Annotated in this window: 19 protein-coding genes and 2 tRNA genes; 8 read left to right on the top strand and 13 right to left on the bottom strand. The window is 71.5% G+C overall.

The window, feature by feature from the left end:
- The first annotated feature begins 193 nt into the window (after window positions 1-193).
- Together GTY56_RS08320 and GTY56_RS08315 are read left to right on the top strand one after the other, a co-directional pair.
- Entirely contained in the window at window positions 194-2,392 is a 2,199-nt protein-coding gene (locus GTY56_RS08320; RefSeq protein WP_161364018.1) for an elongation factor G-like protein EF-G2, read from the top strand.
- Window positions 2,393-2,563: 171 nt separating this feature from the next.
- Window positions 2,564-4,231 (top strand): AbeC-like domain-containing protein, encoded by a 1,668-nt coding sequence (locus GTY56_RS08315; RefSeq protein ID WP_161364016.1) that lies wholly within the window; start codon window positions 2,564-2,566, stop codon window positions 4,229-4,231.
- Window positions 4,232-4,374: 143 nt separating this feature from the next.
- Here GTY56_RS08315 and GTY56_RS08310 read toward each other — a convergent pair whose 3' ends face one another.
- From GTY56_RS08310 to GTY56_RS08295, 4 genes are all read right to left on the bottom strand, one after another.
- Window positions 4,375-4,932 (bottom strand): HIT family protein, encoded by a 558-nt coding sequence (locus GTY56_RS08310; protein WP_161364015.1) that lies wholly within the window; start codon window positions 4,930-4,932, stop codon window positions 4,375-4,377.
- A 66-nt stretch (window positions 4,933-4,998) separates the two neighbouring features.
- Window positions 4,999-6,975 (bottom strand): threonine--tRNA ligase, encoded by a 1,977-nt coding sequence (gene thrS / locus GTY56_RS08305; protein WP_161364013.1) that lies wholly within the window; start codon window positions 6,973-6,975, stop codon window positions 4,999-5,001.
- Window positions 6,976-7,067: 92 nt separating this feature from the next.
- A complete protein-coding gene (locus tag GTY56_RS08300; RefSeq protein ID WP_161364011.1) occupies window positions 7,068-8,297 on the bottom strand; it encodes a hypothetical protein in 1,230 nt (409 codons plus the stop codon).
- On the bottom strand, window positions 8,294-8,860 hold the full coding sequence (locus GTY56_RS08295; RefSeq protein ID WP_161364009.1) for a DUF4365 domain-containing protein: 567 nt from the start codon (window positions 8,858-8,860) through the stop codon (window positions 8,294-8,296). The genes GTY56_RS08300 and GTY56_RS08295 overlap by 4 nt, the downstream gene beginning before the upstream one ends.
- 169 nt (window positions 8,861-9,029) lie before the next feature.
- Here GTY56_RS08295 and GTY56_RS08290 point away from each other — a divergent pair, with 169 nt between their 5' ends.
- Window positions 9,030-9,758, top strand: coding sequence for a 3'-5' exonuclease (locus tag GTY56_RS08290; RefSeq protein ID WP_161364065.1), 729 nt, complete (start codon window positions 9,030-9,032; stop codon window positions 9,756-9,758).
- A gap of 68 nt (window positions 9,759-9,826) precedes the next feature.
- Here GTY56_RS08290 and GTY56_RS08285 read toward each other — a convergent pair.
- Both GTY56_RS08285 and GTY56_RS08280 read right to left on the bottom strand, forming a co-directional pair.
- A tRNA-Val gene (locus GTY56_RS08285) sits at window positions 9,827-9,898 on the bottom strand.
- A gap of 39 nt (window positions 9,899-9,937) precedes the next feature.
- Window positions 9,938-10,384: an SRPBCC family protein gene (locus tag GTY56_RS08280; protein WP_161364007.1), complete on the bottom strand. Its 447-nt coding sequence runs from the start codon at window positions 10,382-10,384 to the stop codon at window positions 9,938-9,940.
- Window positions 10,385-10,481: 97 nt separating this feature from the next.
- Between GTY56_RS08280 and GTY56_RS08275 the strand changes: the two genes are divergently transcribed.
- The 4 genes from GTY56_RS08275 (at window position 10,482) to GTY56_RS08260 (ending at window position 16,415) form a co-directional block, all read left to right on the top strand.
- Window positions 10,482-12,866 carry an SCO7613 C-terminal domain-containing membrane protein gene (locus GTY56_RS08275; protein WP_237524448.1) on the top strand — a complete coding sequence of 795 codons (2,385 nt, stop codon included), beginning with the start codon at window positions 10,482-10,484 and terminating at the stop codon, window positions 12,864-12,866.
- A gap of 103 nt (window positions 12,867-12,969) precedes the next feature.
- Window positions 12,970-14,631 carry a helix-turn-helix domain-containing protein gene (locus GTY56_RS08270; RefSeq protein ID WP_161364003.1) on the top strand — a complete coding sequence of 554 codons (1,662 nt, stop codon included), beginning with the start codon at window positions 12,970-12,972 and terminating at the stop codon, window positions 14,629-14,631.
- A gap of 249 nt (window positions 14,632-14,880) precedes the next feature.
- The gene (locus GTY56_RS08265; protein WP_161364001.1) at window positions 14,881-16,197 is read left to right on the top strand and encodes a type III PLP-dependent enzyme domain-containing protein; all 1,317 of its coding nucleotides are present in this window, start codon (window positions 14,881-14,883) and stop codon (window positions 16,195-16,197) included.
- A gap of 11 nt (window positions 16,198-16,208) precedes the next feature.
- A complete protein-coding gene (locus tag GTY56_RS08260; RefSeq protein ID WP_161363999.1) occupies window positions 16,209-16,415 on the top strand; it encodes a hypothetical protein in 207 nt (68 codons plus the stop codon).
- 54 nt (window positions 16,416-16,469) lie between these two features.
- On the opposite strand, the gene GTY56_RS08255 is transcribed toward GTY56_RS08260, so the two are convergent.
- From GTY56_RS08255 to GTY56_RS08225, 7 genes are all read right to left on the bottom strand, one after another.
- Window positions 16,470-19,214 carry an exo-rhamnogalacturonan lyase family protein gene (locus GTY56_RS08255; RefSeq protein ID WP_161363997.1) on the bottom strand — a complete coding sequence of 915 codons (2,745 nt, stop codon included), beginning with the start codon at window positions 19,212-19,214 and terminating at the stop codon, window positions 16,470-16,472.
- Between the two features lie 116 nt (window positions 19,215-19,330).
- A complete protein-coding gene (locus GTY56_RS08250) occupies window positions 19,331-19,921 on the bottom strand; it encodes a hypothetical protein (RefSeq protein WP_161363995.1) in 591 nt (196 codons plus the stop codon).
- A gap of 7 nt (window positions 19,922-19,928) precedes the next feature.
- Window positions 19,929-20,855, bottom strand: a complete 927-nt coding sequence (locus GTY56_RS08245) for a carbohydrate ABC transporter permease (protein ID WP_161363993.1) — start codon at window positions 20,853-20,855, stop codon at window positions 19,929-19,931.
- Window positions 20,852-21,859, bottom strand: coding sequence for a carbohydrate ABC transporter permease (locus GTY56_RS08240; protein ID WP_161363991.1), 1,008 nt, complete (start codon window positions 21,857-21,859; stop codon window positions 20,852-20,854). Before GTY56_RS08240 ends, GTY56_RS08245 begins: the two co-directional genes overlap by 4 nt.
- Window positions 21,859-23,148 carry an extracellular solute-binding protein gene (locus GTY56_RS08235; RefSeq protein ID WP_161363989.1) on the bottom strand — a complete coding sequence of 430 codons (1,290 nt, stop codon included), beginning with the start codon at window positions 23,146-23,148 and terminating at the stop codon, window positions 21,859-21,861. The genes GTY56_RS08240 and GTY56_RS08235 overlap by 1 nt, the downstream gene beginning before the upstream one ends.
- Window positions 23,149-24,801: 1,653 nt before the next feature.
- Window positions 24,802-24,873: transfer RNA gene (locus GTY56_RS08230), tRNA-Val, on the bottom strand.
- A gap of 46 nt (window positions 24,874-24,919) precedes the next feature.
- Complete coding sequence (locus GTY56_RS08225; RefSeq protein ID WP_161363987.1) at window positions 24,920-25,378, bottom strand: TIGR02611 family protein; 459 nt, start codon at window positions 25,376-25,378, stop codon at window positions 24,920-24,922.
- Window positions 25,379-25,569: 191 nt separating this feature from the next.
- On the opposite strand from GTY56_RS08225, the gene GTY56_RS08220 reads away from it, so the two are divergent.
- A complete protein-coding gene (locus GTY56_RS08220; protein WP_004002642.1) occupies window positions 25,570-25,983 on the top strand; it encodes an SsgA family sporulation/cell division regulator in 414 nt (137 codons plus the stop codon).
- The last annotated feature ends 176 nt before the right edge of the window (window positions 25,984-26,159 follow it).

Genomic DNA, 26,159 nt, shown 5'->3' with positions numbered 1-26,159 from the left:
GGTGCGGGCACCCGCACCCCTTTCGGGGGAACCCGCGAGCTGCTGGTGGGCGGCGCGATCACGTCGTTCGTATGGACGCACCGTGACGGGAGTGGGAAGGTCGAATGACCGCGGGCGACGCCGGAGCCGCCACGCACGCGGACTCCGCGTGTCCGCGCCCACAGTGACCTCACCGTGCACGGGAGGCAGGACCATGGGCGACAAGGCACAGACCCACCCTGGGGCCGCCGGCAGGGCACAAGCGGCCGACCACCCTCAGTCCGTACGGAATGTGGTGCTGGTCGGCCACTCCGGATCGGGCAAGACCACGCTGGTCGAAGCCCTCGCGCTGACGGCGGGGGCGGTGAACCGGGCGGGCCGCGTCGAGGACGGCGGCACCGTCTCCGACTACGACGACATCGAGCACCGGCAGCAGCGCTCGGTACAGCTCTCCCTGGTGCCCGTCGAGTGGGACGGCATCAAGGTCAACCTTCTCGACACCCCCGGATACGCCGACTTCGTCGGTGAACTCAGGGCCGGTCTGCGCGCGGCGGACGCGGCCCTCTTCGTCGTCTCGGCCTCGGACGGCGTGGACGGCTCGACCCGCATGGTGTGGGAGGAGTGCGCGGCCGTGGGCATGCCCCGGGCCATCGTCGTCACGCACCTGGAGTCGGCACGCTCCGACTTCGAGGAGATGACCCGCAGCTGCGCCGAGGCCTTCGGCGCGGACGACCCCGACGCGGTCCTGCCGCTCTACCTGCCCCTGCACGGCCCCCAGGCGGCCGACGGGCACGCACCCGTGACCGGGCTGATCGGGCTGCTGTCCCAGAAGCTGTTCGACTACTCGACCGGCGAGCGCAAGGAGTCCGAGCCGGGCGAGGACCAGCTGCCGCTGATCGAGGAGGCCCGCAACCGGCTCATCGAGGGGATCATCGCGGAGAGCGAGGACGAGACCCTCATGGACCGCTACCTCGGCGGGGAGCCCGTCGACGTCAAGACGCTCATCGAGGACCTGGAGCGGGCCGTCGCGCGCGGGGTCTTCTTCCCCGTCCTGGCCGCCGCCCCCGCGGGTGAGGGCGCCCGGCAGGGGCTCGGCACCCTGGAACTGCTGGAGCTGATCACGCGGGGCTTCCCGACGCCGCTGGAGCACGAGACGGTGCGCGTGACGACCATCGACGGCACGCCGCGCGAGCTCAAGCCGTGTGATCCGGACGCTCCGCTGGTCGCGGAAGTCGTGAAGACCTCCTCGGACCCGTACGTGGGCCGGCTGTCGCTGATCCGGCTGTTCTCCGGCACCCTGCGCGCCGACCAGACGGTCCACGTCTCCGGGCACGGGCTGGCCGACCGCGGGCACGAGGACCATGACGTCGACGAGCGGATCGGCGCCCTGTCCACGCCGTTCGGCAAGCAGCAGCGCCCGGTGTCGCACGTCATCGCGGGCGACCTGGCCTGCGTGGCGAAGCTGAACCGTGCCGAGACCGGCGACACCCTGTCCGCCAAGGACGACCCGCTGCTCATGGAGCCGTGGCAGATGCCCGACCCGCTGCTCCCGCTGGCCATCCAGGCGCACAGCAAACCCGACGAGGACAAACTGTCCCAGGGCCTGGCCCGGCTGGTGGCCGAGGACCCGACGATGCGGCTGGAGCAGAACCAGGACACCCACCAGGTGGTCCTGTGGTGCCTGGGCGAGGCGCACGCCGACGTCGCCCTGGAGCGGCTGCGCAGCCGGTACGGCGTCCAGGTCGACGTCGTCCCCCACCGGGTCTCCCTGCGCGAGACGTTCGCGAGCAAGGCGGCCGGCCGGGGCAGGCACGTCAAACAGTCCGGCGGGCACGGGCAGTTCGCCATCTGCGAGATCGAGGTCGAGCCGCTGCCCGGCGGGTCCGGCATCGAGTTCGTCGACAAGGTCGTGGGCGGCGCGGTGCCCCGGCAGTTCATCCCGTCGGTGGAGAAGGGCGTCCGGGCCCAGGCGGCCAAGGGCGTTGCGGCCGGGTATCCGCTCATCGACGTACGGGTGACCCTCCTGGACGGCAAGGCGCACTCGGTGGACTCCTCCGACGCCGCGTTCCAGACGGCCGGCGCGCTCGCGCTGCGGGAGGCCGCGGCCGACGCGAAGATCCATCTGCTGGAGCCGGTCGCCGAAGTGTCGGTGCTGGTCGGCGACGACTTCGTGGGCGCCGTGATGAGTGACCTGTCGGGACGGCGCGGCCGGGTGCTGGGCACCGAGCAGACACCGGGCGGGCGCACCCTGATCCGGGCCGAGGTGCCGGAGATCGAGATCGGCCGGTACGCGATCGACCTGCGGTCGATGGCGCACGGCACGGCGGGGTTCAGCCGCCGCTACGCACGCCACGAACCGATGCCGCAGCAGGTCGCGGACCGGGTGCGTGAAGAGGAGCGCAAGGCCTCGTAGTTGGCGCCGGGCGCCACCAAGTGCCCTCCTGACGGCTCCCTTCCGCGGGGGCGGGCGGCTTGACAGGCCGGCCGCCCCCGCCTGACGGTCCGGACGGATACGCTGATGACCTGATCAACAGGTGTGCGGAGAGCGGAAGTCGGGAAGGCCGCAGATGCGGATGCGGCAGCGATGGGGGCGGCAGTGACGGACGGATTCGACTTCAGCCCTGGGGCCCAGGTGCCCCTGGCGGGTGCGAGCGGCCAGACGGCGGCGACCTATGCGCTGGCCGCGGCGGCGTACCGGGACGACGAGGTCACCAAGATCCTGGCCGCCGACAACGAGTGGCACCAGTCCAAGGTGACTCCGCCGCGCCCCTGGGCGAAGATCTTCCGCCCCCGGTTCGGCGAGGCCTTCTCCCGCGCGGTGATCGACCGGATGCTGGGGGCCGGGCGCAAGCCGGTGATCCAGTCCTTCGGCATCGAGCCCCAGGTCGTCGTGGAGCACTGCCTGGCGGCCCACCGCATCCGCCGCGACCGCGACAACTGGCTCTCGGCGATCACGGTGATCTGCGGGGTGCTCTTCCTGCCCGGCTTCCTCGTGTGGCTGCTGGTGTTCACGCTGCGCACCACCATGGCCAAGCGCGAGGACAAGCGCGCGGGCGCTCTCGCCACGACCCTGCTCGTCGCCGTGGGCGCGCTGGCCGTGCTGTTCCTGATCCGCATGCCGTTCACGGGATTCTGGGCCCTGTACGGACGGGCGGCCGTGATCATGCCGGTCGTCGGCTGGTTCTGGGCCAAGCAGATCTGCGAGCGGACCGCCCGCGACCTGCGGGAGCGCTGGTCGAGCCTGCTGTCGGGGGGTGGCGTGGGCGCCAAGATCCCCGAGGCCGTCCCCGGCAACCCCGGTGACGCGGCCGAGCAGGTCCGCAAGGAGCTGGCCCGCCTGGCCGCCGAGCAGCGGTCCAACTCGGTCTTCTACGCCGGTCCCAAGGGGATACTCGGCATGGGCACGCGATGGGGCAGCTGGCAGCTGGCCGAGGAGCTGGTCTCCGCCGAGCCGGGCAAGGAGTTCCATCCGTTCCGCAGCTGGGACGTCATCGTGGCGATCCAGGGCGGTCTCGGCATGCTGGAGCGCACCTCGATCAACACCGGCGGCTTCCCCAAGCCGTCCATCACCCATTGGATCGTCTCGCCGATCGGCGAGAAGGCGACGGAGGTGTCCCGGCCGAGCGGCACGGACGTCGACGCGTACACGGTCCGGACGCACGCCGTGCAGGACATCTGCAACAAGCAGCAGTTCGGCAGCGGCGACCGGCACTACCTGGGCGTGCAGTGGACCCTGTGGGACGGGCATCTGGTGATCACGATGCTGATCACGGTGACCGTGCTGCACGACACGCTGCGCATCGAGGTCACCGGGCACGCCCTGGGGCCGGTGAACCCCCTGTTCAACGAGAAGCCGGCGGCCAAGGAGAAGGCGGTGCAGAAGGCCTTCCGGTTCTGGGAGACCCGCACCGTGAAGCTCCCGCTGATCGACGCCGACGAAGTGGTGCGGCTGGCCGCGCGCGCCCCGCTGACCTGGTACCCGCCGCTGCTGAAGTGGCTCGGCGGCAGTCTGACGCTGCCGGAGCCGTTCGGTCTGCGGCACGCGTGGGCCGACCAGCCGTGGCGGCACCGGTTCATGGCCGACGACGCGCTGCGGGCGGCGACGCCTGTGCTGCGGGTGGTGCATGCGGCGGCGCTGAAGGTACTGCGGGAGAACGGGGTGGACGTGGAGAAGTTCGGCTCCAGGTCGGCGGCGCTCAGCGGGGCGGTCCAGGACGCGGCGCCGAAGAAGGCGGACGTCTACGACGCCTAGGCTGTGAGGTGCCCGGCGCTGTAACCGGGGCGGGGCGTGCACACCTCGGTGCTGCGAGGTGGCGCCGCGCCCACCCTCCCCCGATCTCTCGGCTTCGCTCCGGCAGGGGCCCCATCACCCCGGGCGGCACGCATGCCCGCGGTCTACGACGGCCAGGACTCCGCCAGCATCTTCCGCGTGTCCGCGAGCAGCTGCGGCAGCACCCGCGTGTGTCCCACCACCGGCATGAAGTTCGTGTCGCCACCCCACCTCGGCACGATGTGCTGGTGCAGGTGCGCCGCGATGCCCGCCCCGGCGACCGTCCCCTGGTTCATGCCGATGTTGAAGCCGTGCGCGCCGGAGGCGGTGCGCAGGGCCGTCATGGCCTGCTTGGTGAGTTCTCCGAGCTCGGCGGTCTCGCCCGCCGTGAGGTCGGTGTAGTCGGCGACGTGCCGGTAGGGCACGGTCATCAGGTGGCCGCCGTTGTACGGGTAGAGGTTGAGCACCGCGTAGACCTGCTCGCCGCGCCGGACGACGAGCCCGTCCTCGTCGGACTTGGCCGGGATCGAGCAGAAGGGGCAGCCGTCTCCGGCGCCCGGGCCGGTGGGCTTGTTCTCGCCCTGGATGTAGGCCATCCGATGGGGCGTCCACAGACGCTGGAACGCGTCCTGCGTCCCCACTCCCAGCTGCTGCTCCGGCTCACTCGTCATGCAGTGCAGCATATGGCGTCGAGCTGGGGGGACGGCAAAGGCCCCCGGGTTCTCCCCGGGGGCCCGAACGCCGTGTGATCAGACCTGCGCGCGCTCCTCGACGATCTTCTGGATCTTCGCGATGGCCTCGTCGAAGGGGATGCCGTTCTCCTGCGAGCCGTCGCGGTAACGGAAGGACACCGACTCGTGGGACATGTCCTCGTCGCCCGCGATGACCATGAAGGGCACCTTCTGCTTCTGGGCGTTGCGGATCTTCTTCTGCATACGGTCCGAGGAGGAGTCGACCTCGACGCGCAGGCCCTTCTTCCTGGCCGCGGCGGCGAACTTCTCCAGGTACTCGACGTGCGCGTCGCCGATCGGGATGCCGACGGCCTGGACGGGGGCGAGCCACGCCGGGAAGGCACCCGCGTAGTGCTCCAGGAGCACCGCGAAGAAGCGCTCGATCGAGCCGAACAGCGCGCGGTGGATCATGACGGGGCGCTGCTTGGAGCCGTCGGGACCCGTGTACTCCAGGTCGAAGCGCTCCGGCAGGTTGAAGTCGAGCTGGATCGTCGACATCTGCCAGGTGCGGCCGATGGCGTCCTTGGTCTGGACGGAGATCTTCGGGCCGTAGAAGGCGGCGCCGCCCGGGTCGGGCACCAGGGGCAGGCCCTGCTTCTCGGCGACCTGGCGCAGCGTCTCCGTGGCCTCCTCCCAGGCCTCGTCCGAGCCGACGAACTTCTCCGGGTCCTTGGTGGACAGCTCCAGGTAGAAGTCGGTCAGGCCGTAGTCGCGCAGCAGGCCGAGGACGAAGGTGAGCGTCTTGTCGAGCTCCTCCGACATCTGCTCGCGCGTGCAGTAGATGTGCGCGTCGTCCTGGGTGAAGCCGCGGGCCCGGGTCAGGCCGTGCACGACGCCCGACTTCTCGTACCGGTACACCGTCCCGAACTCGAAGAGACGCAGCGGCAGCTCACGGTAGGAACGCCCGCGCGCGTCGAAGATCAGGTTGTGCATCGGGCAGTTCATGGGCTTGAGGTAGTAGTCCACGCCCTCGTCGAGCTGCATGGGCGGGTACATGCCGTCGGCGTACCAGTCCAGGTGGCCCGAGGTCTCGAAGAGCTTCCCCTTGGTGGCGTGCGGGGTGTAGACGAACTCGTAGCCCTCCTCCTCGTGGCGGCGCCGCGAGTAGTCCTCCATGACCCGGCGGATGACACCGCCCTTGGGGTGGAAGACGGCGAGGCCCGAGCCGATCTGCTCCGGGACGGAGAACAGGTCGAGCTCGCTGCCGAGCTTGCGGTGGTCGCGCTTCTCGGCCTCGGCGAGGAACTCCAGGTGGGCCTTCAGCTCGTCCTTGGTGGGCCAGGCCGTGCCGTAGATGCGCTGGAGCATCGGGTTCTTCTCGCTGCCGCGCCAGTAGGCGGCCGCGTTGCGCATCAGCTTGAACGCCGGGATGTTCCGGGTGGTGGGCAGGTGGGGGCCCCGGCAGAGGTCCTTCCAGCACAGGTCGCCGGTCTTGGCGTCCAGATTGTCGTAGATCGTCAGCTCGCCGGCGCCGACCTCGACGTCCGCGCCGTCGTCGGAGGAGGCGGAGCCCTTGAGGCCGATCAGCTCCAGCTTGTACGGCTCGTCGGCCAGCTCCTCGCGGGCGGCCTCGTCGGTGACCACGCGGCGGGAGAAGCGCTGCCCGCGCTTCTGGATCTCCTGCATCTTCTTCTCGATGGCCTTGAGATCCTCGGGCGTGAACGGCTTCTCGACGTCGAAGTCGTAGTAGAAGCCGTCCTTGACGGGCGGGCCGATGCCCAGCTTGGCCTCGGGGAAGAGCTCCTGCACGGCCTGCGCCATGACGTGCGCGGTGGAGTGGCGCAGGATGTTCAGGCCGTCCTCGGAGGAGATCTCGACGCCCTCGACCTCGTCGCCCTCGGACAGGGCGTACGACAGGTCCCTGAGCTCGCCGGCCACGCGCGCGGCGATGACCGAGCGCTCGCCGGCGAAGAGCTCGGCGGCCGTAGTGCCCGTCGTCACCACGCGTTCTTCCCGCTCGGAATCGCGCTGGATGATCACACGGACGTCTGACACCGGTCTCTCCTGACTGAAGGGGGCCGCGGGCGCCATACCGGAGCGCGCGCACGAGTAAGGATCGTACCGACCCGGGGCGGCCCTTCGCGAAATCAGTCCCCGCAGTCCCCTCCGCAGGCCTCCTCGAAGAAGGCCGCCACCCCGGCGTTCTCCTGGAGCGCCTTCATCAGCCGGTCCCGTTCGGCGTCGTCGAGCTGGACGGGGACGACCCCGTGGGCGCCGGCGAGGCGGCGGAATCCGCCCCGGCTCTCCAGCCGCCCGTGCACCCGCACCGGGAGTCCGACGAGGTGGGCGTGCCCGGCGATCCGGTAGGCCTCCTCGTCGAGGGTGATCCGGACGTATCGCACGTCGGCCCCGGCCAGCACGCGCAGCCGTACGGTGCCGTCGCCGCGCGGTCCGGACCTGCGCAGCCGTACCACCGCTCCCGTGATCCGCACCGGGACGGCGGGTTCCTCGCGCAGGTAGCGGGCGCCCGCCTCGCGGAGCACGGCCAGGTCGCCGGGTGAGAACTCGACGGGCTCGGCGGCGGGCGCGCAGCCCTCGGGCACACCGGCGGCCGGGGCCCACTCGACGGCGATCCGGGCGCCCTCCGTGCCGCGGACGAGGGCGACGAGCGCCTCGGTGAGCTCGTGGCTCACTCCCGCCTCGACGGCGGCGTCGAAGGCGTCCATGCCGCCGGTGGCCCGCTGGTAGTCGATGGCCTCCCGGGCGGCGAACAGGGCCTGGTGGAGGCGTACGGCCAGGGGGCGGCCGCCGGCGACGGGCACGAAGGCGGTGAGGCGGCCGTCGGTGGCGGAGCCGACCAGGACGTGCCGCAGGGCCGCGGCGGCGGAGCGCCGGTGGCGGGCGCCGTGGTAGCCGGCCCGGGCGCGGGTGGCGAGGGCGGCGGCGAGCAGCATCCGGCGGGCGGCGCCGCGCAGCCGGTCCTCGACGGTCCAGGAGGCCGCGCCGGCGGGTCCGGCGGGGACGTCGTGCCACCAGCGGATCTCGTCGCTGGGCACGGCGAGGGAGACGAGGACCTCGCGGGCGGAGGGCGAGCCGCTGTGGGACAGGGCGAGCAGGGCCTCGCCGAGCAGGTCGTCGCTGTCGGGGAAGGCGCGGGTCTCGGGTACCAGGAGGCTGGTGCCGCTGCCGCCGGGGCCGGGCGGGGTCCAGCGGCCGTAGCGTCCGGGGGCGCCGCCGCGCCGCTGCCAGCCGTGCCGGCGCAGCAGGGCGCTCAGCACGGCCGGGTCGACCTCGGCGGGTTCGGGTGAGGGGCCGGCCGGGTCGACGGGGTGGGGCCGCACGGGCCTCAGGGGTTCCTCGGTCGGGCGGTGCGTCACGGTTTCCCTCCCGTCCCGACCCGCGTCATGATCTCGCACAGGGCCCGGTCGTCGAAGATGCGTGCGGTCGGTATCCGCACGGTGGTGCGGCGGCGGCCGGTGACCGGCTGTCCGGCGAGGTTGATCCAGTAGCAGCAGTGCCTCAGATCGAGCCGGTCGTGGCCGGCGCGCAGCCAGTCGTCCCGGGCGCGCGGCACCAGCATCACCACGAGGATCTTGTGCACCGACACGGGTGTGCGGGCGAGCTTCGCCAGGTGGTCGTTGTCGAGCGTGAAGGAGAAGGTGCGGCCCGGCGGGTTGGGCGGGACCTGGTACGTGGCCTTGAGCTGCACCTTGATGGTGACCTCGTCGTCGACCGTGTGCCCGGGGGCGCTGTGGCTGACGTGCCAGTCGATGCCGTTGTCGGGGAAGGGCTGGGACAGCGAGCAGCCGGCGGCCGCCGCGACGGCGTGCAGATAGCCGACCTGCAGTGTCTCCATGCAGGCGGTGGTGGCGAGAGTGCCGCGAGAGGGAGCCGTGCGCTCGGGCAGCAGCCCGCCCCGTTCGGGCTGCGCTATGGCCATGGCCAACAGCCTTCCAGAACAAGTGATTCCCCGCTGCGGGCCGCTGAACTGCAACGACCCGTACTCCTGTTGTCTCCTTCCGGCGTACGGCGCAAACAGCCCGGGTATCACCGGATCGGGCAGCGGACGGTGCGTCAACTGCCGAAGGTGAACGAGGGGTTGTATGGCTATGACGACGAACTGGTTCGAGGGGCCGCTGGCCGCCTTCGACACGGAGACGACGGGCGTGGACGTCGAGACCGACCGGATCGTGTCGGCCGCCGTCGTCGTCCAGGACGCGCCGGGCATCCGGCCGCGGGTGAGCCGTTGGCTGGTGAACCCGGGGGTGCCGGTGCCGGCCGAGGCGACGGCGGTGCACGGGCTGACGGAGGAGCACCTGCGGCTCAACGGCCGGTGGCCGGCGCCGGTGATGTACGAGATAGCGCAGGCGCTGGCCGAGCAGGCGCACGCCGGGCGCCCGGTCGTGGTGATGAACGCGCCGTTCGATCTGACCATGCTGGACCGGGAGTTGCGCCGGCACCGCGCCTCGGCGCTCGGCCGCTGGTTCGAGTCGGCGCCGCTGTCCGTGCTGGACCCGCGGGTCCTGGACAAGCACCTGGACCGCTACCGCAAGGGCCGCCGCACCCTGACCGACCTGTGTGCGCACTACGGCGTCGCCCTGGACGGCGCGCACGACGCGGCGGCCGACGCCGTGGCGGCGCTGGAGGTCACGCGGGCGGTGGGCCGGCGGTTCGCGTCCCGGCTGGAGCGTCTCGCCCCGGGTGAGCTGCACACCCTTCAGGCCGTGTGGCACGCGGCGCAGGCGCGGGGCCTGCAGGCGTGGTTCGCGCGCAGCGGCGTGGACGAGGTGGTCGACCCGGCGTGGCCACTGCGTCCGGACCTGCCGGCGGCGGCCTGAGCACCCGGCACGGGGCCCGCGAGGGCATGAAAAAACCGGTCCGTCTGTGACGGACCGGCTGTTTCCGGTGGGCGATACTGGGTTCGAACCAGTGACCTCTTCGGTGTGAACGAAGCGCTCTCCCACTGAGCTAATCGCCCGGGAACGCACTGAACCATACAGGTCCGGGCACGCTTCCTTCAAACCGCTCCGAGGTGCCGGAGGAGTCCGCGCCGCCCGGAGCGCATCATCAGCGCGTGGTTGGCGCGGAAGACGGGCCGCCCCGGTACGGCGAACCGCCGCAGCAGCGGCTTGCACACGCTGACGACCTGGTCGTAGCGCGCCAGACTGCCCGTGCCCTGCGGTGTGACGGTCCAGCCCGCCCAGCCCTCGATGTCCCCGGACAGGGCGGTCTCCAGCACACCGGCCGCGCGGTCGCGCCGCACCTCCCGCGCCGTGAAGGTCATGTCGTACGGCAGGGCGGAGCGGATGCGGATCACCCCGGTGGTGTCGTCGAGCCGGGTCACCTCCCGCACCTGGGGCCACCAGCGCGGGTAGTCCTCGGGGCGTTCCAGCACGTCGTAGACGGTGGCGGGCGGCGCGGGCAAGGGCCACAGAGTGCGGAAGCGGTAATGGTTCCAGTCCATTCCGAAAGTCTGCCCATGCGCGGCGCGGACTGTCTGAGTACGCGCCTGAGTACCCGCACTCATGCCGTGCCGGGTGACGCGGACCACACTGCGATCCATGACCCACTATCCGCCCCCGGCCGAGGAACTGCGGCTTCTCGACACCGAACTCCGGCAACTGGACGCCCGGCGTTCCCAGTTGCTGACCCGTCGCGCCTGGCTGATCGCGGCACTCCAGCAGACGCAGCAGCAGTCACGGCCCTGGGCCTCGTCACAGCCCCCGATCACCGCATCGCCGCGTCCCGAGACGGCGGCACCCAGCGTGCAGAACGTGCTGCTGGTCCTCGGCGGTGTCCTGCTCACGCTCGCGGCGGCGGTGTTCACGCTGGTCAGCTGGGGGCAGATGGGGATCGCCGGGCGGGCCCTGGTGCTCGGCGCGGTCACCCTGGCCACGCTCGCCGCACCCGTGGCCCTGCTGAAGCGCGGGCTGCGGTCGACGGCCGAGTCCGTGGCGGGCCTCGGGCTCGCCCTGACCGTCCTGGACGCCTACGCACTGCACGCGGCGGCCCTCTCCGGGACGGACGGCACCGGGTACGCGGCGGCCGCGTCCGCGGCGCTGGCGGTGGCCTGGTCGGCGTACGGCCTGCTGCCGGTCACGGCCGCGCTCCGTCTGCCCCTTCCGTGCGCCCTGGCCGCGGCCCAGTTCCCGCTGTTGCTGTGGGCCGTGTCCGCCGACGCGGGTGCGTATGCGATCACGGCCGCGCTGCTGGTGACGGCCGGGCTCGACGCGGTGGCGGTGGTGCGGCTGACGGCCGGGGCCCCGCGGATCACCACCGTCGTCGGTGCGTACGGCATGGGTGGCTGGGGTGTTCTGGGGGCCGGCTGGCTGTCCTTGACGGCAGGGGGTCCGGGCGACGCTTCCCGCGCCGGGGCGCTGCTCCTGCTGGCGGCGGCGATCGCCCTGGGTACGGCCCGGCAGGAGCCGGGCAGGAAGCACGCCCTCGGTCTCGCGATCACGTCCGGGCTGCTCGTGGTGGCCGCGCTCGGCGGACTGGCCCGCTCGGCGGTGCCCTCACAGTGGGCCGTTCCGGCTCATCTGGTCGTCGCTGTAGCCCTGTTGGGGGCGGTGCGGGCCGAACGGCTCCCGGACGCGATACGCCGGGGCTTCGCCTGGGCCTCCGGTGCCGTACAGGCGCTGGCGGTGCTGTGGACGCTGCCCGTCGTCGCCGTGGTGCTGCTGGGTCCGGCCGTCCGGCTGGACCGGGTGTGGAGCGGTGCTCCGGCGGACGCCCGTGCGGCGGTGACCGCCGGTGTGCCCTGGCCACCGGACACGGCACCGGCTCCCCTGGTGCTGGTGGCCGTCGCCGCCGTGCTCGCCCTGGCGGTCCGCGCGCAGGAGTGGCGTGGGCGGGCCCGGCTGGGTGCCGCGGGGCTGCTCTGGGCCACGGCTCTGATACTGCCCGCGGTCTTGGAGGCTCCGTATCTCGCGGGCATGCTGCTCCTGGGCGTCGTCACGGCGGTCGCGCTGTACGCGTGCCGGGTCACGCAGGGGGCGGCGCAGGTCACGGCCCTCGTCCTCGCCCTGGTCACGGCCGCCGGCCTCACCCTGGGCGCGCTCCCATCCCAGTCCGCGACCCTGGTCGTCCTGTCCGCGCTGACGGCGCTGTTCGCAGCGGCCTCGTGGCGGGCGGGTGTCGCCCCCTTCACCGCTCCGGCCGCTCTCGTGCACGCGGCCGCGCTGGCCGCCGCGTCCGGTGCGGCAGCGGACTGGCCGCCTGCCCGGACCGCCCTGCCGGTGCTGGCCGTCGCCGGTGCCGCCGCTCTGCTGGCGGCGCGCCTGGGCGCATCCCGGGCGACGGTGCCCGTCGAAGCCGTGGGGGCCGGCGTCGGCCTGTTCGCCGTGACTCTCGCCGTCACCGACCCGCCGATGCTCGCCCTGGTGCTGGCCCTGTGCGGGGTGATCGCCGCCGGCACGGCACTGCGCGAGGGGCGCCGCCCCGTCGGCTACCCGGCCACGGCCCTGTTCGTACTCGCCGCATGGGTACGCCTGGCGGCCTGGGACGTGGGCACGCCCGAGGCGTACACGCTCCCGGTGACCGTCCCGGCGCTGCTCGTCGGCGCCCTGCGCCGGCGCCGCGACCCGCAGGCCTCCTCCTGGACGGCGTACGGCGCCGGCCTCACCGTCACGCTCCTGCCGAGCCTGGTCACGGCCTGGGCCGACCCGTACTGGACCCGGCCGCTGCTGCTGGGCGGTGCGGCCCTGCTGGTCACGCTGCTGGGTGCCCGGCACCACCTCCAGGCACCGCTGGTGCTCGGCGGCTCGGCGCTGGCCCTGGTCACCCTGCACGAACTCGCCCCGTACGTCGTGCAGGTGACGGGGGCGCTCCCCCGCTGGGCGCCTCCCGCCCTCGCCGGGCTCCTGCTGCTCGCCCTCGGGGCGACGTACGAGCAGCGCATCCGGGACCTCCGTCGGGTGCGGGAGGCCCTCGGGAGGATGGACTAGGTGCGTCGAGGCCGTCTCGACCGGGGGCACGTCCCGTGATGTCATACGTTCTCCGATCGGCCGCCGCGACAGCGGCACGCTCGGGCGGAGGCAGGGGGGCATCATGACGGACCTGGGGGAATCGGTGGGCCGGGGCACGGGCGCCGGGGACGAAGGGACACTGGAGCGCCTGCTCTCGGCGGTGGGGGCGGGAGCGGTGGAGTTGCACACGGCCCCGCAGGGGCTGCGGACGCGGGTCACCGGGGTGCATGTGCTGGATCCCCTGGAACCGGTCATCAGACCGCGGGAGTTACTGCTCGCGGTCGGCGTCGACCCGGGCTCGGCGCACGCGGTCGACGTCGTGCGCCGGGCGGGTGAGGCCGGTGCGGCGGGTGTGGTGTTCGGCCCGGGGCGACCGGAACCCACCGCGCGGGCTCTGCAGGCGGCCGCGGAGGAGGGCGGCACGGCGGTGCTCTTCCGTACCGCCTGGTGCACCTGGGCACAGCTCGTGGGGGTGCTGAGGGCCGGGCTGGCCGCTGCGGGTGCTCCCCCGATGCCCGCCACCAGCGGCGTACCCCTGGGCGATCTGGACTCCCTGGCCGATGCGGTGGCCGCCCTGGTGGGAGGCTCGGTGACGATCGAGGACACGGAGTCGCGGGTGCTGGCGTACTCGTCCACCGAGGAGAACGTGGACGAGATGCGCCGCCTGACCATCCTCGGCCGCCGGGTGCCGCCCTGGCGGGTGGCGGCGATGCGGGAGGCGGGGTTCTTCCAGGCGCTGTGGGGTGCGGGCGATGTGCTGCACCGGCCCGCCCACGGGCAGGACCCGGAGCGTCTGGTGGGCGCCGTGCGGGCGGGCGGAGAGGCGCTCGGGTCCATCTGGGTGGCGGCGGTGGCCGGCCGCCCGCTGGCGCCGAACGCCGCGGAGACGCTGCGTGCGGCGGCCCGGACCGCCGCCGCCCACCTGCTCCACCACCGCACCCACAGCTCGGACGGCCGGCTGGTGGAGGACGCGGCCCGGGCGCTGCTGGAGGACCGTGGGTCCGTCGAGGTGCTCGCGGAGCGGGCCTCACTGCCGCCCCGGGAACCCTGTGCCGTCCTTGCGGTGGGCATCAGGACCGGCCACTTCGCGGACGACGGCCCGTCCGGGCTGTACGGCCTGCTGACCCTGCACTGCGCGGCCCTGGGCCACCGCGTCGTGGTGGTCCCGGCGGGCGGCGGTGCCTGGGTGCTGGTGAGCGGGCTGGAGCACGACGCCTCGCGCGCCGACGGCCAGGTGAGGCGGCTGGGGAGCACACTGGCCGACCAGCTGTCGTCGACGACCGGCTCGCCGGTGAAGGCGGGGCTCGGCGACGTGGTCCCCGGCCTGGCGGGAGCGCCCGCATCACGCCGGTCGGCCGAGCGGGCCCTCCAGGCGCTCCTCACGACCGACGGACCGCACACCGTGGCGCGGAGCGAGGATGTCGCGGACACCGTGGGCATCCTCCAAGTGGTCGAGGCACTGCGCGGGGTGACGCTGCCGCCGCGCACCTCGGTGGCCCGGCTGAGGGAGTTCGACGCCGATCACGGCAGCAGTGGCCTGGTGGAGACCCTGCGCGCCTACCTCGACCACTTCGGTGACGTGTCGGCCGCCTCGCGCGCGCTGGGCGTGCACGCCAACAGCCTGCGCTACCGGTTGCGCCGGATCAGGCAGGTGTCGGGGCTGGACCTGGAGAGTCCCGACGCCCGGCTACTCGCCCAGGTGCAGCTTCGCCTGGGCGGAGAGGCGGACGGCGCACGCCCCTGAGGGCCGGGCACCGAGAGGTGAGCTGGCGCCGATCGGCCGCCGTTCGGCCGGAGCCACCATCGCAGGGCCCCGCTTTTGTCGTATCGCCCAACGCCATTGCCCGGACGGGGAGTTGTTGCTCCCAACCGCCGTGGGTGAGGGATGCCTCTTTGACGACTCGACGAAGACGCACCCCCGGTGCCGGCCGCAGCCTGGTGTTCCCCCCGGGACGGTCCCGGGCGCCGCGCGTACGACACCGGAAGGCTCACCATGACCGGACTTACCCCCGCCGCCGAGCGGCGGACACGGATCCTCCAGGAAGCGGTACGGCAGGGACTGCTGGACGCCGGACGGTACCGGCTGGCCGCCTTCGTCGACCTCGACGGCGTCGCCGCGACCGTCGGATCCCTGCACCGCGCTTTCCCCTCCGCACCACGGGTGCTGCACGCCTTCGCCGCCAAGGCGAACTGCCTGGTGCCGGTACTGGCGGAGCTGCGGCGGCTGGGCATGGGCTGCGAGGTGGCCACCGCGGGTGAGCTGGCCCGCGCGCTGGCAGCGGGATTCACGCCGGACCGGATCGTCTTCGACTCCCCCGCCAAGACGGAGGCAGAGCTGCGGCACGCCCTCGATCTGGGGGTGGCCGTCAACGCGGACAACTACCAGGAACTGGCGCGCATCGACCGGGCGCTGGGCGGCCGCGTCCCGGTCTCGCGGATCGGTGTGCGCGTCAACTCCCAGCTCGGCGGCGGCAGCATCGCCGCGATGAGCACGGCGACGAGCACCTCGAAGTTCGGCGTCCCCCTGGCGGACCCGGGAAGCCGGCAGCGGCTGCTGCGCGCCTACCACGACCACCCGTGGCTCACCTGGGTGCACACGCACGCCGGTTCGCAGGGCTGCCCGCTCGACCTCATGGCCGGCGGAGTCGGGCAGGCCGTGGCGTTCGCCGAGGAGGTCAACGCCTCGCTCGGGCGGCGCCAGGTCGTCGGCATCGACATCGGCGGCGGACTGCCCGTCAACTTCGCCGACGACGAGACCACGCCGACCTTCGCCATGTACGTCGGGCAGTTGCGCGCCCAGGCCCCGGCCCTGTTCTCCGGCGGGTACGAGATCGTCACCGAGTTCGGGCGGTCCGTCCTCGCCAAGAACGGGTTCACCGCCGCGTACGTCGAGTACACCAAGAGCATGGGCGGCCGGCCGATCGCGGTCACCCACGCCGGCGTGCAGGTGGCCACCCGGACGGTGTTCAACCCCGACGCCTGGCCGCTGCGGATCGAGGCGCACGACGGGAGCGGCAGGGCCAAGCGGGGCGGACCGGTCCGGCAGGACGTCGCGGGGCCCGCCTGTTTCGCGGGCGACCTGCTGGCGCGTGACCGCGCGCTGCCGCTCCTGGAACCGGGCGACCTCATCACCGTCCCGGACACCGGCGCCTACTACTTCTCGACGCCCTTCCACTACAACAGCCTGCCGGAGCCCGCCGTGTACGGGGTCAGGACGAGTGATGACGGCGGCGTCGGCTTCGAGCTCCTGCGTCCCGCGCAGGACCCGTGGGACGTACCCGTGCACGAGCCCGCCCTCGGGACCAGGTAAGGAGCACCGAGGTGGCACAGGCCAACCGCCGGCGGCCCGGCGGGGACGGACCGCTCCTCAGCCAGCGCACCGCGATCGTCTTCCTGCTGGCAGCCCTGGCAGGCATCGGTGCCACTGTCCTGGCGGCGCTGGCCGGCAACGCGTGGCCCGTCGCGGTGAGCGCCGGAGGCGGGGTGGCGGCCCCGGCCGTCCTGTTCTTCAACCAGATCATCGACTAGGACGAGCGGTTCCCGCCGGGGCGTGACCGCGGGAACCGCTCGGCCGGCCTCCTCCTACGGCATCTTGTCGCCGAGCAGCGCCAGGTTCTCGATGGCGGCGAGGCCGTACAGCGCGGTGTCGTTGGTGGACACCCAGGTGGCCTCGCTGCCGGGCACCAGCGCCACGGGGCCGCTCAGCTTCTCCGCCCGCCAGGGCGCCGACTCCTTGTAGCCGTCGGAGTTGTAGAACTTCTCCCACGCCCGCTTGGCGAGCTTCTCGTCCCCGGTCTTGACGGCCGCGTACGCGTCGAGGCGCGAGTGCCCCTGGAAGAGCAGCAGCGAGCCGAAGTTGGAGCCGTAGCGTGCCGCCTGTTCGGCCTTGGTGGCGTTGAAGTACCGGCAGTAGTCGAAGTACGCCTCGTTGAACTTCGGCATGTCGACCAGGTCGATGAGCTCGGCGCACAGCTCGTTGAGGCCGAAGACGGCCGACAGGTGCGAGACCTCCACCTTGGCCTTGTCGGCGACGGCGAACTTGCCGGTGTCCAGGTCGTACAGGCCGCTGCCCTGGACGAAGCCGTTGGGCTGGGCGGCGATGGTCTCCATCGTGGACAGTACGCGGGCCTTGGCCTTCTCCCACTTGGGGCCCTTGCGCTCCCACTCCGTCAGCCAGGCCGACACCAGGCCGCTCCAGTCCGTGCCGAAGCCGATCGACAGGGCGTGCCGGTCGGGGGTGTACGGCTCCGTGCGGATCTTGCGCAGCGGGTCGAGGGCGAGGAACGTCTCGTCGGAGTCGACGTTGGCGTGCATGAGGTCGCCGACGCGTTCGTCCGCGGTGAGGAAGTAGTAGTAGCGCCGGTAGGTGGTGTTGGCGATCCGCTGCTGCTTGGCACTGTCGGCGAAGTGCTGCACGCCGTGCCGGGTGCCGAGGCCCGCCCATGTGCCCAGGTGGTAGACGTCGACCTCGCCGGTGTGCCGGGTCATCGCCTCGGCGAATCGGAAGATGTCGGCGCGGCCGGAGCGCAGGTAGGCGAACCAGAGCCACAGGTCCGGCGACAGCTCGGAGTTGTCCCAGGCGTAGCCGCCGATGTCGTAGCGCCACTGGTGCCGGACGGTGTCGTAGGTGTGCATGATGTCGCCGTAGTCCCAGAAGCCGTACCAGCGGCGCTGCTCCACCTGGTCCTTGTAGTAGGTGAAGAGGAAGTCGAGGTGGTCCTCGATCTTCGCCTTGGCCGGGGTGGAGCGGTCGGGCTCGGAGTACAGGCCCGGTCCGAAGACCTTGGCCCTGATGAGCTGCTTGGGCGGGGCGGCCAGCTGCGGCAGAACGCGGACGGCTTCGACCTGCTCGGCGAACCGGTCCGGGCTCGGCGTCGACTCGTTGGCCCAGAAGAGGAGTTCGGAGGTGCGGGCGATGCCGTACGGGGTGCCGAACTCCGGCTCGTAGTCCTCGTAGGTGATGTTGAGGCCTTCGATCTGCTCCGGGTAGGTGTCCTGGCCCATGCCGTCGTGGTAGAAGCGCAGGTCCATGGGCTGCGCCTCGGGCGACCAGAGCCATAGGGTGACCTCGGCCTCGTCGGTGTGGGCGTCCCGGATGTCGAGCTGGGCGGGGAACTTCTCCCAGAAGTCCCGCAGCCCGAAGGAGAATCCGCCGCTCGCGCCGCCGACGTAGCCGAAGCCCGAGGCGCGCCGGCCACCGCCCGCCGCGACCCAGCCGTGCCCCTTCTTGGTGCGCTTGCGCAGCGTGAAGCCGTCGGCGGACAGGTGGGAGAGGGTGTAGTCGCCCCACTCGGGGATGTACTGCAGCCGGGTCGTCACCCGCTGGTCCCAGGTGGCGGGGTCGGGCAGCTTCGTGCCCTCGAACTGGGCCGCCTGCACGGCCGCGCCCGGGTCCCGGCGCAGTCCGGTGATGCCCTTGACGGCTTCGCGCAGCAGTCCGGTGCCGTCGCCGCCGATGCGGATGTGGCGGTCGTAGGACTCGTCCCGCATCGGCACGGTGAAGCGGACACCGAGGCCGCGGATGAAGTCACCACTGGCCTTGCCCGGCTCCTGCTTGCCGTCGTAGGTGATGGTGTGCACCATGCGGAAGGAGTCGGCGCCCGCGTAGAAGTAGAGCCTGATCGAGAAGGGCAGCCAGCTGCGGCCGCCCTTGCGGTGCTTGCCGTCGATGCGGACGACCGCGCGGACCGGGCCCGCCTGCTCGACCTCGACCTTGGAGATCGCGCCGTCGAAGCGCTCGGTCCTGACCGCGCCCTGGTCCTCGTCCTCGATCTCGGGCTGGCGGATCAGCACGAGCCGGCCGTTCTTCGCGATCTCCGTGGAGCCGCGGGTGACGGACTTGACGAGGGTGGAGCCGGACTTGCCGATCCTCGCGGTGATGACGCCGGTGGAGATGTCGATGGTGCCGCCGCGCTTCTCGACGGTGACCTTCTTCTCGGGGGCGGCGGGTGTCCCGGCGGCGAGGGTGAGCTTGCCGTCGCCCGCGGCGACCGCGTGCGCGGTCCACTTGAGGGAGCCGTCGGGCCAGTAGGCGATCGGCCAGGACTGCACGGGCACGGCCTTGCCTGCGGCGTCCGTCAGCGCGAAGGTCTGGTCCTTCTGGTACGCGCCCTTGGGCCAGGGCACACCGACGGTGGAGCCGGGTGCGGCGCCGAGGCCGCCGTCCTCCAGCCAGTCGAGGGTCACCGGGTCCGCGTCGGCGGGTTCGGCGCCGGGCGCGGCCTGGGCGGCCTGGGCGTCCTGGGCACCCAGCGCCCAGCTGAACTGGGCGGCGGCTCCGGTGACGGCGGCCGCCTTGAGGAGGGATCTGCGGGGGATGGGAGACATGGCGATGCTGCCTTTCCTCGTCCGTGCGGGAACCGCATTCGTACGCTGGTCAGGGGCATGACAGAGAGAGGTGCGGCGCGCCGGGGCGCCGACCTGGAACATGGGGGCACCGCCGTTCAGCGGTGCCGGTACCGCTCCTCCACGGCGACGGCCGCCGCCGCGACGGCACCGAGGACCGCGACCGCGAGCGGCGCGGCGAACCAGGCGGACACGGCCACCACGGCCAGCCCGCCGACGATCAGGAACGACCCGGCCGGATCGAGCACCGTCCGCCGCACGGCGGCGGCCAGCAGCCTCCGCCAGCGCGCTCCCGGCGCCCAGACCGCCGCCGCACGCAGCCCGGCCACGACGAGCCCGATCAGCGCGACGACCCCGACGGCCCCGGCGAGCGGCCCGCCGGGAATCCCCGCCCGGGCCGCCTGCACATCCACCCAGACGGCGGCCACCGCCGCCCACCCGGCGAGCCCGGCGAGCCACCCGCCGCGCAGGGCCGTGCGGAAGTCCGCGGTGAACTCCCGCCAGCCACCGCCCTCATGAGCGGTGCGGCGCCGCAGATGCCGCGCCCCGGCGGCGAACGCCGCGGGATAGGTGACGACTCCCAGTGAGGCCACCGCGATCCACACACCGGTCAGCAGACACTCGGCGAACACCGCGAACCTCTCGGCCGATGCCGACTCCCCCCGTGCCTTCACCCGTGTCCCTGCCATGCCCGCCTCAGCCCTTCAGACCCGACGTGGCCATACCGTCGATCAGATACCGCTGGAAGGCGAGGAAGAAGGCGAGCACCGGCAGCAGAGCCACCAGCGACATGGCGATCATGCCGCCGTAGTTGGCCAGCCCTTCCTGGTCGACGAACATCTTCAGGCCGAGCGAGACCGTGTACTTGTCGGGCTCGTTGAGGTAGATCAGCGGGCCCATGAAGTCGTTCCACGAGTTGATGAAGGTGAAGATCGCGCTGGTGATCAGGGCCGGCCGGCTCAGCGGCAGGACGACCGACCAGTAGATCCGGAAGTGCCCGCAGCCGTCGAGACGGGCCGCCTCGTCCAGCTCCTTGGGCATGTTGCGCATGAACTGCACCATCAGGAAGACGAAGAACGCCTCGGTGGCCAGGTACTTCCCGAGCAGCAGCGGTGTGTAGGTGTTGATCATCTCCATGTTGCGGAACAGCACATACTGCGGGATCAGCAGTACGTGGTACGGCAGCAGGAGCGTCCCGATCATCAGCGCGAACAGCAGATTGCGGCCCGCGAACCTGATCCTCGCGAAGGCGTAGGCCGTCAGCGAGCAGGACACCAGGATGCCGATGACCGAACCGACGGCCAGGAAGAGCGAGTTGAAGAAGAACGTGGAGATCGAGATGTCGGCGATGCCGTCGGCGAGGCTCCTGTAGTTGTCGAAGACCGGGGCGCCCGGGAAGAGATCCAGGCTGCCGACGATGTCCTCGCTCTTCTTGAAGGACCCGCCGACGACCCAGATCACCGGGTAGAGGATCACTGCGAGGATCAGCAGGGACCCGAGGTGCCAGGCGAGGGAACCGGGCAGCCTGTGACGGAGCGCTCCGCCTCCGGTGGCGGGTTCGCCGTCGGTGGCCGATGGGGGTGCCCCCTGATCGAGCGAAGTCGAGAGACGGGGGGAAGTCATCGGGCGCCCTCCTCGTAGTGCACCCAGCGCTTCTGGGACCAGAACAGCACCGCCGTCACCAGGGCGACCGCGACGAGCAGCAGCCAGGCCATCGCGGAGGCCAGACCCATGCGGCTGTTCTCGAAGCCCTGGACGTAGAGGTAGCAGGTGTAGACCATCGAGCCGTCGGCCGGGCCGCAGGCGTTGCCCCCCGCGCCGCCGCCGACGATGTACGCCGAGCTGAAGATCTGGAAGGAGTGGATCGTCTCCAGCAGGACGTTGAAGAAGAGGACGGGGGAGATCATCGGCAGCGTGATGTTCCAGAACCGCCGCATCGTGCCGGCTCCGTCGACCTCGGCCGCCTCGTACAGCTCACGCGGGACCTGCTTGAGACCGGCCAGGAAGATGACCATGGGGGCGCCGAACTGCCAGACCGTGAGCGCCACCAGGCTGTAGATGATCATGTCCGGGTCGCCGGTCCAGCCGCCGACGTCGATCCCGAAGAGCTTCTGGGTACGGTCGACGACCGCGTCGTCCGAGAAGATCGCCTTCCACACGATCGCGACGGAGACGCTCGCGCCGATCAGCGACGGCGCGTAGAAGGCGGCCCGGTAGAAGGCCTGCCCGCGCCGGCTCTGGGCGAGCAGCAGCGCCACACCGAGGGCGGCGAGCAGCTTCAGCGGCGTGCCGACGGCGACGTACCAGAGCGTCACCTGCACCGAGTGGCGCCAGCGCGGATCGCCGAACATCTCGGAGAAGTTGTCGAGACCGATCCACTGGGGCGCGTCGAACAGGTTGTAGTCGGTGAAGGCGAAGTAGAGCGAGGCGATCATCGGGCCGGCGGTCAGGAGCAGGAACCCGGCGATCCAGGGGGACATGAAGAGATAGCCGGCCAGGTTCTCCCGGCGCCGCCGCCGCTTGAGGGCGGCGGGGCGCGGGGAGTCCACCGGACCGTGCCGCGGCTCGGAGCCCTTGCCCTGGGGCAGGTCCTCCATCGCAGGGGCGTGTGTCACGGTGGTTCCCATCAGGTGCCGAGAGCCGTCTTCGACTCGGTGAAGAACTGCTGGACGGCCTCGCCCACCGACCTCTTGCCCAGGCCCATCTCCTCGGCGATGCGCAGGAACGCCGATTCGCAGATGTCCGCGCCGTTCGGGTGCGGAGTGATGGGCTCCAGGACTCCGGCCTTGACGATGGACTGCTCGTAGGCGGCGATCGCCTGGTTGACCGGGTCGGTCGGCTTGTACGCGTCGAACTGCGCCTGGGTCGCGGGCACACCGCGGTCGTAGCCCATGATCTTGGCGACCTCGGGGTCGTGCACCATGAAGTCGATGAACTGGGCGACTTCCTTCGGGTGCTGGGTGCGCTTGGAGGCGCTCAGCATCAGGGAGCCGAGGTACTGCCCGGTCTTCTTGCCGTCCGTCGTCGGGATGGGAGCCAGGCCGTACTCGCTCTTGCCCTCGGAGGTGTAGCGGACGGTGAAGTTGTCCCAGGTGAACTCGCCGCCCGAGAGCTCCGCGGCGAGCGCGGACTTGGGCTTGATCTGGGCGACCTTCTTGGGGTCGGAGTAGATGCCCCCCTCGACGCCCTTCCTGGCCTTCGTCCACCAGTCCGTCAGGTCAGCCTCGGTGAAGCCGAGTCCGCCCTCGGTGAAGAACGCCTTGCCGTTCTGGCGCAGGTAGAGGTCGTAGAGGTACATCGTGCCGTACATGCCGCTGTCGCCGGCGCGCCCGGTCTTGTCCCGGATCTTCTTCATGCCGGCTTCGAAGTCGTCCCACGTCCAGCCCTGCTCCGGCTTCACGCCTGCGCGGGTGTAGACGGGCTTGTCGATGACGAGGGCCATGGAGTTCGAACCGACCGGAACACCGAGGAGCTTGCCGTCGACCTCGCCGAACTTCTCCAGGCCCGCGCGGAATCCTTCCATCCGGAGGTTGCCCGCCTTCGCCTGCTCACTCAGATCCAGCAGTACGTTCTTCGCGTCGTATTTACGGAGGAAGCCGATCGCATTCTGGAACACGTCCGGCGGATTTCCTCCGGAGGCCTGGGTGTTGAACTTCTTCCAGAAGTCGAGATAAGGCTGGAAGTCCGTTTTCACCTTGATCTTCGGGTACTTCTTCTCGAAGAGCGCGATGGTCTTGTTGATTCTCTGGGCGCGGTCCTCCGCACCCCACCACGCGTAACGGATCGTCACCGTCCCGTCCGCGGAGGCCCCTCCGTCACCACCGCAGCCGGTCGTCGCGGCCAGCCCCAGCGTGGCTGCCGTGGCACCCGCCGCCTTGAGGATGGTTCGTCTCTCAACATTCCCGCCGTTCACCACGGTTGGCCCTCCCCGCACGTCGTCCCGCTCGCATGAATCGTTTCAAGTAAGCGCTTGCTGGCACAAGGTACGGAGGGGCTGAGGGTGCGTCAATGATTCGGACAAGAATTTCTTACCGACGGGGCGGGCGGCGGAGCGGGCCGAGAGGGCGGGGCCGGAAGCGGAGCAGGTCGAGGTCCCTGGTGACGGCCCCACGTCCGAAACGCCGAACGGAGAGGGGTGGGACGGGTCGATTCTGGGCGCGACCGAAAGGCGACGGTGGTGTCAGGGGTGGGATCGCGGAGGACAGGGGTCGAATTCGGCCATGTGACGTCGGGGGGAAGGGTTTTGGGGGTGCGGGGATCGGTTCTGGCCATGTGTCGTGGGGGTGGGGGGCGTTGTAGGGGTGGGTCGGTGAGGAGGGTCTGCGACCGAAAGTGACGGGCGTGTGGCTGGAGGGAGGAGGCAGGGGGTGCGCGGGGCTGCGGCCGAGGGGGCGGCATGGGTGAGCCGATGTCCGCAGCTCGGTGATCAGGAGGGCTGACCGGAGTCGGCGGCGGGACTCAGAGGCATCGACCCGTCCTGGCCGGGGCGCGGGACTCACCACCAGCCCACTCCGGCCGGGGGGGACCGCATGCTCGGCCTGTGACAACTCGGCCCCAGCCCGCCGCCGCTCGACGGTCTCGGCACCAGCCGCCCCAGCCCGCCGCCGCCCGGCTCGGCACGCGACGGAGAGAGCGGCTGGCCGGGCAGGGGTCCTGACAGGCTCAGACCGGCGATATGCGGCCACCCAGCGGGACCGACGGGCAGAGGCAACACCGGTCAGCTCGACGACGGGGACAGCGACCTGGCTGCCTGGTACACCTCTGCCCGGTGCATCGCACTGTCAGCGCCGGGGGATCTCGCCCCTGCCCGGTGCACGCGGGCTCGCTGGGCAAAGAACCCGGCAGGCTTCACCGGATCGGATCCCGGCGAGGCACGCGCTGGTCAGCGCCGATTGCCGTCCGTCTGTCGGCCAATGGCAGCTCCTCCTCACCAGTCGGCCGGGCGGGGGCGCGGGGCCGGGTAGCCCACTGACACGGGCTGCCCGGCACACCCCGGCCCAAGGCGGCACCGGCGCCGGCCGGTCCGAGGGTCCGGCGCCCGACACACGGGGCAGGGATCACCCCGGTACGCCTGGCCCTGGCGAACCTCGGCCCGGCGGCCCTGCTCCGTGCGTAGCTCTGTCCGTCCGCGGGCCGAGGACACCTGCCCACCACCAGTCGGCTCGACGGGGCCGGGCAGCCCGAGCTGCCCAAAGGGCCCGGGTGCCCGGCATACCGCCCCATGGCGGAGAGCTCGCGGTAGCAGACCCGCCTGGCAGGCGTATCTCAGCGCTTACCGGCTACTCAGCGATCTCGGCAGCACATGCGCCTCGTGGCTCGGCAGAACGGCAGCGCCGTACAGCTGAGCCCGGAGCCCGGTACCCGCCGTCGGACGGCGACCCAGAGGGCACGAGCGGCCCCGCCGGATCCCGGCATCACCAGCGGCCGGAGCGCAGAGACCGCCGCACGGCACTTCGGCCTGGCGTGCGGCCACGAGCCACCCCACGCGCACGGCCCCACGACCGCGGCGGCCCACCCCGCCAACGCCGGCGGCCCACCTGCGCAATCGCAGATGGGCCGCTGGTCCGGGTGGGCGATACTGGGTTCGAACCAGTGACCTCTTCGGTGTGAACGAAGCGCTCTCCCACTGAGCTAATCGCCCGGACGCAGGAAGAACATTACCCCATGTCAGGGGGTGCCTGTGACGCTCACTGGTCCTTGATCTTCCACGGCATGGTGATGCCGAACTTCCACAGGTAGATGCCGGCCAGCACGCCGATGATCACCAGCCCGACCGACGTCAGGATGATGTTGCGGCGCCGCACCTTGGGATCGAGGGCGCGCTGCGCCGCCTCGGTGACCTTCCGCTTGGTCCAGCGCAGCACCAGCTGGGCCCAGACGAACTCCGTCGCCCAGATCGCCATGCCGCCGAAGATCACGACCCACCCCGGTCCGGGCAGGGGCAGCATGATGATGCCGGTCACGACGACCGCGAGTCCGATGATGAAGACGCCGACCTGCCAGCTGAGGTGGAGCGCCCGGCGGGCCTTGATGAATTCCGGCGCACGCGAGCCGAGCCCGCGATCCTGCTCGCCGTGCGCCTCGCCCGTCCCCGTCTCGTTCGCCGCCACGGCCACCTCGGTCGGCTCGTTACTCCCCGTATTCATACGGGGAAACACTACCCGAGCGAAACCAGTCACCGGAATGGACGCAGGACACGAACGATCCCTCGGCCGGAAGAGTTACGTAAAGGCACGCAAAACACTCAGAGGGGTTTACAACGGCACCGTAGGTGGCATGTCGATTTCGCCGACGTGCGAATCCCCGAGCGCACACTGAGCGAAAGGCCCTGGCGCTTATGAACACCACGGTCAGCTGCGAGCTGCACCTGCGCCTCGTTGTGTCGAGCGAGTCCTCCCTGCCTGTCCCCGCAGGCCTGCGGTACGACACGGCCGACCCCTACGCCGTGCACGCCACCTTCCACACCGGAGCCGAGGAAACCGTCGAGTGGGTGTTCGCCCGCGACCTCCTCGCCGAGGGACTTCACCGCCCTACGGGCACCGGCGACGTCCGCGTCTGGCCGTCGCGCAGTCACGGGCAGGGCGTCGTGTGCATCGCCCTGAGCTCGCCGGAGGGCGAGGCCCTGCTGGAGGCCCCGGCACGGGCCCTGGAGTCCTTCCTGAAGCGGACCGACGCCGCCGTGCCGCCCGGCACGGAACACCGGCACTTCGACCTCGATCAGGAGCTCTCGCACATCCTGGCGGAAAGCTAGGGCGAGGCCCCCACAAAGCCGCCCGGCGCCGTCGACTCGGGGAGACGGCTCGGGCCCGGACAACCGCATACGGGATGACACCGGCGCCGGCACCGCGGATCACGCGGAACGGCGCCGGTTCGCGTGAGAGCGCCCTTGCCCCGGTGCGCCTCCCCCGTTGTCCGGCGCTCCGGTGC

Source organism: Streptomyces sp. SID5643, from assembly GCF_009872555.1.
GTDB classification, from domain to species: Bacteria; Actinomycetota; Actinomycetes; order Streptomycetales; family Streptomycetaceae; genus Streptomyces; species Streptomyces iakyrus.
This window is presented reverse-complemented; position numbering and strand designations above follow the sequence as displayed.

Coding starts and splice junctions, on each gene's coding strand:
- GTY56_RS08245 (WP_161363993.1), bottom strand. CDS start 20,855: ATGACTTCCCCCCGTCTCTCGACTTCGCTCGATCAGGGGGCACCCCCA.
- GTY56_RS08225 (WP_161363987.1), bottom strand. CDS start 25,378: ATGAATACGGGGAGTAACGAGCCGACCGAGGTGGCCGTGGCGGCGAAC.
- GTY56_RS08270 (WP_161364003.1), top strand. CDS start 12,970: ATGACGGACCTGGGGGAATCGGTGGGCCGGGGCACGGGCGCCGGGGAC.
- GTY56_RS08265 (WP_161364001.1), top strand. CDS start 14,881: ATGACCGGACTTACCCCCGCCGCCGAGCGGCGGACACGGATCCTCCAG.
- GTY56_RS08315 (WP_161364016.1), top strand. CDS start 2,564: ATGGGGGCGGCAGTGACGGACGGATTCGACTTCAGCCCTGGGGCCCAG.
- GTY56_RS08240 (WP_161363991.1), bottom strand. CDS start 21,859: ATGGGAACCACCGTGACACACGCCCCTGCGATGGAGGACCTGCCCCAG.
- GTY56_RS08220 (WP_004002642.1), top strand. CDS start 25,570: ATGAACACCACGGTCAGCTGCGAGCTGCACCTGCGCCTCGTTGTGTCG.
- GTY56_RS08280 (WP_161364007.1), bottom strand. CDS start 10,384: ATGGACTGGAACCATTACCGCTTCCGCACTCTGTGGCCCTTGCCCGCG.
- GTY56_RS08250 (WP_161363995.1), bottom strand. CDS start 19,921: ATGGCAGGGACACGGGTGAAGGCACGGGGGGAGTCGGCATCGGCCGAG.
- GTY56_RS08320 (WP_161364018.1), top strand. CDS start 194: ATGGGCGACAAGGCACAGACCCACCCTGGGGCCGCCGGCAGGGCACAA.
- GTY56_RS08290 (WP_161364065.1), top strand. CDS start 9,030: ATGACGACGAACTGGTTCGAGGGGCCGCTGGCCGCCTTCGACACGGAG.
- GTY56_RS08255 (WP_161363997.1), bottom strand. CDS start 19,214: ATGTCTCCCATCCCCCGCAGATCCCTCCTCAAGGCGGCCGCCGTCACC.
- GTY56_RS08310 (WP_161364015.1), bottom strand. CDS start 4,932: ATGCTGCACTGCATGACGAGTGAGCCGGAGCAGCAGCTGGGAGTGGGG.
- GTY56_RS08275 (WP_237524448.1), top strand. CDS start 10,482: ATGACCCACTATCCGCCCCCGGCCGAGGAACTGCGGCTTCTCGACACC.
- GTY56_RS08295 (WP_161364009.1), bottom strand. CDS start 8,860: ATGGCCATAGCGCAGCCCGAACGGGGCGGGCTGCTGCCCGAGCGCACG.